Source organism: Dermacoccus sp. MPR-E5 (genome assembly GCF_058809565.1).
In genome coordinates, this window is record NZ_JBXASS010000014.1 from 12,660 (window position 1) to 22,981 (window position 10,322).

Sequence of the window (10,322 nt, forward strand, 5' to 3'; positions counted from 1 at the left end):
ACGTACGACGCGTGGATGGGGCGCGCGCTCGAACTGGCGCGTGAGGTGGGCGCGGCGGGAGACGTGCCGGTCGGAGCGCTCGTCGTCGATCCTGACGGCGAGGTGATCGGCGTCGGCGCGAACCTTCGTGAGGTCGACGGCGACCCGACGGGTCATGCGGAGATCGTCGCGATGCGGCGCGCTGCAGCGTCGCGAGGGGGCTGGCGCCTCGACGGCTGCACCCTGGTCGTCACGCTCGAACCGTGCCTCATGTGCGCGGGGGCAGCCGTTCAGGCGCGGCTGCCGCGCATCGTCCTCGGGGCGTGGGATCGCAAGGCCGGCGCCTGCGGCGGGCTGTGGGACGTCGTGCGCGACTCACGCTCGACCCACCGCATCGAGGTGGTCGGCGGCATCCGTGAGGACGAGTGTTCGGCGGTCCTCAAGGAATTCTTCGCGACCCGACGGTGACGCGCGCAGCGATCAGAGGCGGATGCCGGGGGCGAGGCGGCCCTCGTCCTGCAACCGGCGGAGCGCGGGAACGACGCGGTCGCGGACGCCCGCGGGGCTGATGGTGTTGAGGTAGATCTTCGTGCTGCCCTCGAACCCGGCGAGGTTGGCGATGCGCCACTTGAGCACGACGTGCCAGGGGATCTCGACCTCGCTCATGGACGGCGGACGGTGGTGCCACTCCTCGTTGCACGGCACGTCGGCTCCGGTCGCGGCATGCGCGGCGTGGACGAGGTCGGCCATTGCGTGACGTTCGTCGTCGGTCATGAGCCATGGCTCGCACGTGCCGGACGTCGACCAGATCTCGATGCTCGGGTAGCGGTGGCCGAACCCGGCGAAGGCGATCGCGTGAGCGTTCTCCGCGACGACGAGATCGTGGCTGCGCGCGTAGGCGATGAGTTCCTCGAACACGCGCGGATCGCGACGCGCCGCATCGATGTCGAGGTCGGTCGAGGTGCCGAACTCGTCGATGCCGACGATCTGCTTGTGCAGGTGGTCGAACGACGCGCCCGCCGGCTTGAGCCAGTTCTGGAAGGCCGCGACGTAGCGCACGTGCGGGTTCGTCGCGTACAGCTCGGCCATCGCGTCGATCGTCAGGTCGAGGTATTCGCGGTGCTCGGTCGGCGTCAGGGCGCCTGACGAGGCGAGCTGGTCGCTGCGCGTCGCGCCGTCGACGTAGTGGCGGCGGCCGACGATGACGTCATGGGTGCTCGCGAAGAAATCGCCTGCAGCGTCGAGGAGTTCGGCGTCCGTGGCGGCCTCGGCGCGCTCGCCGAGACGCACCCGCGCGAGGCGCAGCAGGTGTTCGCGCCCTCCGTCAGCAGCCTCGTAGGCGCGGCGGCGGGCCTCGATCGCGTCGTCGAACGTGTAGCCGTGGTTGGCCTGCCAGTAGTCGACCGACATGATCTCGAACAGGTTCGGGATGCGGCGGAACTCGGCGACCTGCGACGTCACCTCGGCCGGCGTCAGACCACGCAGTCGGACGAAGCGCGACCCCTCGGCGGAACCTGCGGCGAGGACCGAGCGCACCTTCTCCGGTGGCGTCTCGAGGTAGCGGTCGGAGCAGAACGCGCAGGACGACGTGAAGTCCTGCGCCACGAGGTCTTTGACATCAGGCGGGACGAGCCCGAGGGGACGGTCGCCGCGGCCGGGCACCGTCCACACCTTCGTACCGCTCAGCGGGTTGACCTGCTTCGTCGTGCCGTCCGCCATCGTGCGGATGAACTCGGTCGGCTGCTGGCTGGCGTCGCGCGTCATGTCTTCAGTCTCACCCACGGCGCCGCGCCCCGTCTCCTCTGCGTGCAAGTGCACCTGGGTGCACTTGCACGCAGAGGCATGGGGCTGCGCGACCGGGCGCGACTCTGCGCAGGTTGGCGTAACTCTGCGCACGCTGGCGCGGCCGTCGACGATCGCGTCAGGGCGCTTCGAGCGTCGCACCGGGCCGCGATGCGGGCGTCAGCGTTGGATCCAGGTGTCCTTCGCGCCGCCGCCGGCCGAGACGTTGACGATCATCGTGCCCGCTGGGGCGACGCGCGTCATCGCTCCCGGTGTCGTGACGGCGACGGTGCGCGAGGCGTCCTGCCCGTCCGGGCGCTGCAGCACGAACGCGCGCAGGTCGACGTGGCTCGGCACGAACGAGCCGTCGACGAGCGTCGGCAGGGTCGACAACGGCACGATGTCCTGCGCGACGAAGCGCTCCGGCGTCTCACGGATCTCCCGACGGCGCGTCTCCAGCTCGTCGGCCGAGCACTCCGGGCCGACGGTGATGCCGCTGCCGCCGTAGCCGTCGATCGGCTTGACGACGAGTTCGTCGAGGCGATCGAGCACCTCCTCGCGGTGGTCCTCGCGGGCACACAGCAGCGTCGGCACCTGCGCGAGCAGCGGCTTCTCGCCGAGGTAGAAATCGATGATGTCGGGCACGAGCGCGTACGTCGCCTTGTCGTCGGCGAGGCCGTTGCCGGGCGCATTGACGATGGCGACCGCGCCCGCCGCGAGCACGTCACGCAGCGCGTCGCCGAGCGGACGACCGTCCGCGCCCTTCGCTTCGAACAGCTCGGTCTCACCCATGCGCGGGTTGAGCAGGTGCACGCGGTGACGTTCGCCGCCGTCGAGGCGCCACAGCTTGCCGTCGTCGACGACGAGGGCGTCTGCCGTCACGATGGCGGCGCCGACCTGGCCGCTCACGAGGTTCTGCTCGTACCAGGTCGTGTCCGTCGGGCCGGGGGAGACCATGCACAGGCCGATCTCGGCCTCGGCAACGCCACCGTCGACGAGTCTTGCGCTCGCGATGAGCGACTCGTGCAGCAGCCCGTACGTCCGGGTCGGGTGCTCGAGCGTCTCCGCGGGCGGCAGGATCTCGGCGAAGTGGTTCTCGAGCACCTCACGGTTGATGTGCGTCATGCCGAGCCCGCCGGGCATGCGCAGGTTGTCCTCGAGCACCATCCACTCGCCGGACGCGGGCGAGACGAGGTCGAGGCCGCAGATGCCGGCGCGGACGAAGTCAGCGGGCACCCGCTGGCCGTCCTCGGACCAGCCGGGCGAGCGACGCAGCATGTCGGCGTCGACGCGGCCCGCCCTGATGATCTCGCCGGGGCCGTAGACGTCGCGCAGGAAGAGTTCGAGCGCACGGACGCGCTGCTCGGCGCCGGCGCTGAGCTCGGCCCAGCGCTCGGCCGAGATGATGCGCGGCACGATGTCGATCGGGTACGGGCGGTTGCCGTCCTCGGAGTTGATCGTCACGCCGAGCTCGGTCAGGCCCTTGCCGGCCGCTTCGAGGCGGCGCGACACCTCGTCGGGCCCGAGCGTCTCGATGCGCTCGATGACGGCCGCGTAGTCGGGGCGCAGCTCCGCATCGTCGGTGACGGATTCGTCGTGCACGCCCGGGGTCTCGGGTTCGTGCTCGCGGTATTCGCTGAACGCCACGGGGACGATCTCGCCCTCTGCGCCCTCGTCGTTCGTCGGGTTCGTGCCCTGTGCCGTGGTCATGGGGACGACGTTACGGCAGACGGCTCACGTGCGCTCGCGGACGAGGCGGCCCAGGGTCTGCGCGTTGGCGACGGCGGCGCCGTCGATGTCGTTGTTGAAGTACGCCCAGACGGTGCGTCTCTCGGTGAGCCGGCCGTCGATGCCGATTGCCCATGCAAGAAGGGCGTCGTCCGAGTAGCTGCCGCCATAGAGCTTGGCGCCCTTCGGGCCGTGGAAGCGGATGCAGACGTTCGAGGAGGTGACGCGGACGTCGGCGGTGTGCGTCTTCGGGGTGGGCCCGTCCATGACGACGTAGGCCGCGTCGTGGAGTTCGAGCAGCGCGAAGACCTCGTCGTCGAGCCAACTGTCGTGGCGGAATCAGACGGCGATGTCGAAGCGGCTCGGCATCGCAGTGAGGAAGGCGTCGAGCAGCGCATCGTCGCGTTGCAGAGCCGGGGGGAGTTGGACGAGGAACAGCCCGAGGCGGTCGCCGAGCGCGTCGAGGGCGGGGGTGATGTGCGGTAGCCATTCGTCGAGGGCGGTGAGGTGGCCGACGTGGGTGAGGCCCTTGGGGGCCTTGACGGTCATGCGGAAGCCGTCGGGCAGGCGGCGGTGCCAGCTCTCGAAGCTCGTGAGTGCCGGCCAGCGGTAGTAGCCGGCGTTGAGTTCGACGGTGTCGAAGAGGTTCGCCGCGTAGTACTCGAGGCGCACGCGGTCGGCGACGCCTGCGGGGTAGACGGTGCCTTTCCAGGAGGCGTACGTCCACCCTGACGTGCCGAGGCGCAGTTGCGCTCGGGTGGCCGTGCTCATGGCGTCAGCATGCCACCGGAGCGCGGCGTGATGTTCGGCCGGGACGTGGATGTGGACGAGATCCGCCGAGGTGGACGTGAATCGCGAATGTGGGCGAAATTCGCCGGTGTGGACGAAATTCGCGACGCTCAGTGATGCGTCGGCCAGAGACACGCGAGGAGGGCCAGGCAGAACCTGACCCTCCAAGCGGACGGCTCCATGCGCGACATGGACGCCCCCGAGTCTGCTGCACCGAGCGTGGGAGCCGAGCCCGCGAGGCTCCCACGCCGGAAAGCGGACGAAGGGGAATTACTTCATGACGACGACGGGCGCCTGGCTCTTGCCCTTCTGGGCTTCCTTGGCCTCTTCTTCGGCGCGCTTGACGAGGGCCTGCGGCGGGTGGCCGGCGGACTTGGTGAAGTAGTCGGCGGCGCGGCGTTCGGCGTACATCTTGGCGGCGGCGAGTGCGCCGGTGGAGATGGCGGCGTAGATCGCGGCTTCGATGATGCTGGCGTTCGGGTCCTTCGCGCTGCGCGGGCTCTTGCCGGTCGTCATCTTCCACGTCTTGGTGGCGGTGGTCGTCGCGATCTTGCTCGCGACGATGCCGGCGCCCATGCTCAGCACCTTCCACACGAGGTTGCCCATGGTGTTTCCCCTTACGTGTCGTCGGCCGTCGTGAGGCGTCGTCGAGCCTCGGGCCGTTGATGTCTTGGGTCCATCCTCGCGCGTGCATGTGTCGCTGCGCCAGTCGGCATGGTCATCAGCCCGGTCTGACGGGGGTGGGCGTCGTGGCGGCCGGCTCGTGCACGAGGGATCCGGCGTCGGCGTGAGGTGCGCACGAGCCGTCAGCGGGGATGCCGGAGTGCGAAGCGGGCCGAAGCGTGTCGTCCGTCGGTGGTCGGTGCTAATCTCACGCTCGAACGACAGGGGAGCGCAGTGTGCGCTGAGATCGTGCCGCATCCGGCACCAAACCCTCGAACCTGACCCGGTTAGCACCGGCGGAGGAAGTCGAGTTCTCACTCGTCGCGCGTACGTGCGGGCGACGACGTCCCTCACTGGCCGTGAGGAGGAACGTTCACATGATGTCTCGTGGTGGCCGCGCCGTGCTGGCGCTCGCGTGCGTGGGTGCGCTGGCGGCGTGTAGCGTCGACAACAACTCGTCGGGCTCGAAGTCGAGTTCAGCGGGCGGCTCGGGTGCGTCGGGTTCGGGCGCGTCGAAGACGGTCACGTTGGTGACGCACGAGTCGTGGGCGCCCGACAAGAACGTCATGGCCGAGTTCACGAAGCAGACGGGCTACACCGTCAAGGTCGTGAAGTCCGGTGACGCCGGTGAGCTCGCGAACAAGCTCGTGCTGAGCAAGAACAACCCGCTCGGTGACGTCGTGTTCGGCATCGACAACACGTTCGCCTCGCGTGTCACGACGAACGACGTCCTCGAGCCGTACAGCCCGAAGGGCGCGCCTGCGTCGGCGTCGAAGTACGAGCTGCCGGACGGCCAGGGCAAGGGGCAGCTGTCGCCGATCGACACCGCGTCGGTGTGCGTCAACGTCGACGACGCGTGGTTCACGAAGAACCACAAGACGAAGCCCGCGTCGTTCGACGACCTCGTCAAGCCCGAGTACAAGAACCTCATGGTCGCGCCGGGCGCGTCGTCGAGCTCGCCGGGCATGGCGTTCTTCCTCGCGACCGTCGGCCACTACGGCCAGGACGGCTGGGAGGCGTACTGGAAGAAGCTCATGGCGAACGGGCTCAAGCTGACGTCGGGCTGGAGCGACGCGTACGAGGTCGACTTCACCGGCAGCGGCAAGGGCAAGCGTCCGATCGTCGTCAGCTACGACAGCTCGCCGGCGTTCACCGTCGACAAGGCGGGCACGTCGACGACGTCGGCGCTGCTCGACACGTGCTTCCGATCGACCGAGTACGCCGGTGTGCTCAAGGGGGCGAAGAACCCCGACGGCGCGAAGGCGCTCATCGACTTCATGAACGGTGCGAGCTTCCAGAAGTCGCTGCCCGACTCGATGTACGTCTTCCCCGTCGACTCGAGCGTCGAACTGCCCAAGGCGTGGGCGGCGAACGCGAAGCAGCCGACGAAGCCGATCGAGGTGTCGCCCGCCGACATCGACAAGAACCGTTCCGAATGGCTGACGAAGTGGAAGGACGTCACGTCCAAGTGACGCCCGAGCGATGAACGGCACCCGTGATGGTCTGCGTCGCGGCGCACGAGCCCGGGGCGCTCGCGCGCCGTTCGTCATGGCCGCGCTTGCCGTCGTCCCGCTCGTGTTCCTCGCGATCTTCTTCGCGTGGCCCGTCGCAGCGATGGCGGTGCGTGGGCTCGCGCCGGGTCGGCACGTCGATCTGGGCGGATTCACGGACGTCCTGACGCGCCCGCGCATCCTGCGCGTGCTGTGGTTCACCGTGTGGATGGCGGCGCTCGCGACGGCGTGCTCGGTGCTGCTCGGTGTGCCCGTCGCGCACGCCCTGTACCGGCTGCGCGTGCCGGGGGCGGGGGTGTGGCGCGCGCTCGTCGTCCTGCCGTTCGTCCTGCCGACGGTCGTCGTCGGCGTCGCGTTCCGGTCGCTGTTCGCCGACGGCGGCCCGCTTGCCTGGTTGGGCTGGGACGGCTCGTGGCAGCCGGTGCTGCTCGCGATGGTGTTCTTCAACGTGTCCGTCGTCGTGCGCACCGTCGGGCCGATGTGGGCGTCGCTCGACCCGCGCACGGCGGAGTCGGCGGCGGCACTCGGGGCATCACCGCGGGAGGTCTTCCGGACGGTGACGTGGCCGCAGCTGCGCCCCGCCGTCGTCAGCGCCGCGAGCGTCGTGTTTCTGTTCTGCTCGACGGCGTTCGGCATCGTCCTCATGCTCGGTGGCCTGCGCTACTCGACGCTCGAGACGGAGATCTACTCCCTCACCGTCGAATTCCTCGACCTGCGAGCCGCGGCGGTGCTGTCGGTGACGCAGTTCGTCCTCGTCGCGGCGCTGCTCGTCGTCAGCGAACGCTCGCGCATCGGGCGTCATGACGAGCGGGTGCGGCGTGGCGTGACGCAGCAGACGGCGCTGCGACGTCCTGGGCGCGGTGACGCGGCTGCCCTGACGCTCACCGCCGCTGTCGGGGCGCTCATCCTGGCGCCGCTGGTGACGCTGCTCGTGCGCTCGCTGCGTTCCGATGGCGGCTGGACGGTGCAGCACTATCGCGGATTGGGTGACCTCGGGGTCGTCGGTGCGCTCTCGCAGAGCTGGCGCATCGCGATCGACGCTGCGTTGCTCGCGCTCGTGCTGGGGGTGTGCGTCTGCGTCGTCGTGTCGTGGCGCGCGGCGAGCCCGAAGGGGCGGAGTGTCGTCCGGCTGCTCGACGCGGCGTTCATGCTGCCGCTCGGCGTCTCGGCCGTGACCGTCGGTTTCGGTTTCCTCATCACGCTCGACCGGCCGCCTCTCGACCTGCGTTCGTCGTCAGCGCTCATTCCGATCGCGCAGGCAATGGTCGCGCTGCCGCTCGTCGTGCGCACGCTGACGCCCGTGCTGCGCTCGCTGGACCCCCGTCCGCGCGAGGCGGCCGCCGCGCTCGGGGCCTCGCCGGTCCGGGCATGGATGACGGCGGATCTGCCGGTGCTGTGGCGACCCTTCGTCGCGGCAGCCGGGTTCGCGCTCGCGGTTTCGCTCGGCGAGTTCGGCGCGACGGCCTTTCTCGCGCAACCTGATTCGCCGACGTTGCCCGTCGTCATCTACCAGCTGATCGGGCGCCCCGGTGACGCCAACTTCGGTGGCGCGATGGCAGCGTCCGTCGTGCTCGCAGCCGTGACTGGCCTCGTCATGGTGGCCGTCGACAAGATCGGCGGCGTCGCCGCAGGGAGGATGGGCTGATGGTGGGACGACCCAGGCGAGGCGACGCCGGTCCGGCGTGGGCTGGTGGGACGCCGGTCGGTGAAGAGCGGGCCAACGGGATGCCGTCTGGTGGCGAGAGGTCCGACGGGTTGCGAGCCGGTGGGACGCGGTCCGAGGGGATGACGTCTGGTGGCGAGCGGGCCGATGGTGAGCGGGCCGCGGAGGCGGCGCGCGGGCTCGTCGTCAGCGGCGCCCGCGTGACGTTCGCCGGCCAGGAGTCACCGGCGCTCGACGACGTCGATGTCACCGTCGACGCCGGGCGCGTGCTCGCCGTCCTCGGCCCGAGCGGCTGCGGCAAGTCGACGCTGCTGCGCGCCGTCGCAGGCTTGCAGCGTCTCGACGCGGGGCGCGTCAGCTTCGACGGCGACGACGTGACGCGCGTGCCGACGCACAAGCGCGACTTCGCGCTGATGTTCCAGGACGGCCAACTGTTCGGGCACCTCGACGTCGCCGCGAACGTCGCCTACGGGCTGGCGCGACGTGGTGTGGGGCGCGCCGAGCAGGCCGCACGCGTCGGGCAACTGCTCGACCTCGTCGGGCTGCCTGGCTACGAGAAGCGTTCTCCCGCAACGCTTTCCGGCGGTCAACAGCAGCGTGTGGCGCTCGCGCGGGCCCTCGCGGTGCGACCGCGGTTGTTGCTCCTCGACGAGCCGCTCTCGGCCCTCGACAGAGGCCTGCGCGAGCGGTTGTCGACCGATCTGCGGGCCATCCTCACCGCCGAGAACGCGACCGCACTGTTCGTCACGCACGATCACGGCGAGGCGCTCACCGTCGCCGACGACATCGCCGTCATGCGCGACGGACGCATCGTCCAGCACGGTGCCGCGCCTGAGGTGTGGGCCGTGCCGTCCGACGAAGACACCGCCGATTTCCTCGGCTTCACGACGACCCTGGACCCCGACGAGGCGACAGCGGTGGGCCTCGCGCCGGGGCGTTGGAAGTTGCGTCAGAGTGCCCTACGGGTGGTTGCGACAGGAACGGCGTCCGGCTCCTCTTCGGGAGACGGTGTCGCAATGCGTGACGCCGGGGCGACGCATGGTTCCTCGTGGGGCGAAGCGGCCGGAGCGCGTGACGCCCGGGCCCCCCGCGCGCTGGCGGCGAGCATCGTGCACAGCGCGGTGGCGGACGAGTTGACGCGCGTGAGCGTCCGGCTCGATGCGCTGCCCATGCTGGAGCTGGCTGCTGTGGCCTACCCCGGCGACGTCGAACCGGCCGCGCTCGAGCCCGGCGCCCGCGTCGGCGTCGTGCTCGACGCCTCCCAGGGCGTGCAGTTCACCCACTGACGATTCCCGGGCAACATCGCGCGTCAGAGCTTGCGGACCGTCAGGCTCTGCGCGATGCGTCCGACGGGGCCGTGGATGTCGTGCAGTGACGTCATCGTGACGCCGAGCCCGCTCTCGCCCATCGCGACGGTGGTGTCGAATCCCGTTGCGGTGGGGTCGGGTTGGCGGAAGAGGTGCACCGTCAAATCGACGTTGGGGTACATCCACTCGCGCGGATCGACGCGGACGGCGATGCCGTTGGCGCCGTCGATGACGGAGAGGAAGTGCGTCGTCGGGGTGATCTGTTCACCCATGACGATCGGCAGCTGCGTGCGCAGCCAGACGCGGTGTCGGCCCGGCACGTAGGGTTCGGCCTCGTAGCCGTCGAGGGAGTGGATGAAGCCGCCCGGCCACATGCTCGACATGCTGTAGGGGGTGCATTCTTCGAGGGCCGGCATGGCGGGCACGTCGGCGCCCGCCACCGGCGAGGAATCCTGCTTCGACAGACGCCACGCGCGCCCGACGATGATGGTTCGTCCGTCGACGCTGAACGTCGCTTCGACGAGTTCGATCGTGCGGCCGGGGCGGATCGTGCGCACCGACACGAGCGTCGGACGCAGCGGGATGAAGCCGAGGACGTCGAAGGTGATCTTCGCAAGCTGCATGTCGTCGCGCGGCTCGTGCTGTTCGATGCAGTGCACCATGAGCCCTGCCGACGCGGCGAGGTGCTGCTCGCCCTCGTTCCAGGCGCCCTGCACGTGGATCGTCGGATCGAACAGGCGCGCGCCCTCGGGGGCTCCTTCGGGGGTCCCGAGGCGGGAGATGAAGTAGGCGTCGACGTCCTCGCGCGGGGTGAACGCGGGAAGCTCAGGTGCATCAGCTGGCATGCCCTCACCCTACCCATCTGGTGTGACCTGGATCGCTTCGGTGGCGGCGCCGCGT

General features: G+C 69.9%; 8 protein-coding genes, 1 pseudogene and 1 riboswitch. Of the genes and pseudogenes, 4 read left to right on the forward strand and 5 right to left on the reverse strand.

Annotation, left to right across the window (positions count from 1 at the left end; genetic code table 11):
* Nucleotides 1–15: 15 nt before the first annotated feature.
* Complete coding sequence (locus tag AC1RS9_RS11260) at nt 16–447, forward strand: nucleoside deaminase (protein WP_040014727.1); 432 nt, start codon at nt 16–18, stop codon at nt 445–447.
* Between the two features lie 12 nt (nt 448–459).
* Here the strand turns inward: AC1RS9_RS11260 and AC1RS9_RS11265 are convergent, their stop codons facing one another.
* The 4 genes and pseudogenes from AC1RS9_RS11265 to AC1RS9_RS11280 all read right to left on the reverse strand — a co-directional run bounded on the left by AC1RS9_RS11265 (nt 460) and on the right by AC1RS9_RS11280 (nt 4,884).
* Entirely contained in the window at nt 460–1,743 is a 1,284-nt protein-coding gene (locus AC1RS9_RS11265; protein ID WP_040014711.1) for a DUF4921 family protein, read from the reverse strand.
* A 198-nt stretch (nt 1,744–1,941) separates the two neighbouring features.
* Complete coding sequence (locus AC1RS9_RS11270) at nt 1,942–3,471, reverse strand: circularly permuted type 2 ATP-grasp protein (RefSeq protein ID WP_492921534.1); 1,530 nt, start codon at nt 3,469–3,471, stop codon at nt 1,942–1,944.
* A 24-nt stretch (nt 3,472–3,495) separates the two neighbouring features.
* A pseudogene (locus tag AC1RS9_RS11275) lies at nt 3,496–4,260 on the reverse strand (DUF72 domain-containing protein).
* 288 nt (nt 4,261–4,548) lie between these two features.
* Nucleotides 4,549–4,884, reverse strand: coding sequence for a DUF4235 domain-containing protein (locus tag AC1RS9_RS11280; RefSeq protein WP_006945679.1), 336 nt, complete (start codon nt 4,882–4,884; stop codon nt 4,549–4,551).
* 270 nt (nt 4,885–5,154) lie between these two features.
* Nucleotides 5,155–5,263: riboswitch (TPP riboswitch) on the forward strand.
* 55 nt (nt 5,264–5,318) lie between these two features.
* Here AC1RS9_RS11280 and AC1RS9_RS11285 point away from each other — a divergent pair.
* The 3 genes from AC1RS9_RS11285 (at nt 5,319) to AC1RS9_RS11295 (ending at nt 9,401) form a co-directional block, all read left to right on the forward strand.
* On the forward strand, nt 5,319–6,413 hold the full coding sequence (locus AC1RS9_RS11285; RefSeq protein WP_286697381.1) for a thiamine ABC transporter substrate-binding protein: 1,095 nt from the start codon (nt 5,319–5,321) through the stop codon (nt 6,411–6,413).
* A gap of 10 nt (nt 6,414–6,423) precedes the next feature.
* Complete coding sequence (locus tag AC1RS9_RS11290) at nt 6,424–8,097, forward strand: ABC transporter permease (protein ID WP_492921537.1); 1,674 nt, start codon at nt 6,424–6,426, stop codon at nt 8,095–8,097.
* A gap of 140 nt (nt 8,098–8,237) precedes the next feature.
* Nucleotides 8,238–9,401: an ABC transporter ATP-binding protein gene (locus AC1RS9_RS11295; RefSeq protein WP_006945740.1), complete on the forward strand. Its 1,164-nt coding sequence runs from the start codon at nt 8,238–8,240 to the stop codon at nt 9,399–9,401.
* Between the two features lie 23 nt (nt 9,402–9,424).
* Here the strand turns inward: AC1RS9_RS11295 and AC1RS9_RS11300 are convergent, their stop codons facing one another.
* Nucleotides 9,425–10,267 (reverse strand): thioesterase family protein, encoded by an 843-nt coding sequence (locus AC1RS9_RS11300; RefSeq protein WP_115296585.1) that lies wholly within the window; start codon nt 10,265–10,267, stop codon nt 9,425–9,427.
* Nucleotides 10,268–10,322: the final 55 nt, after the last annotated feature.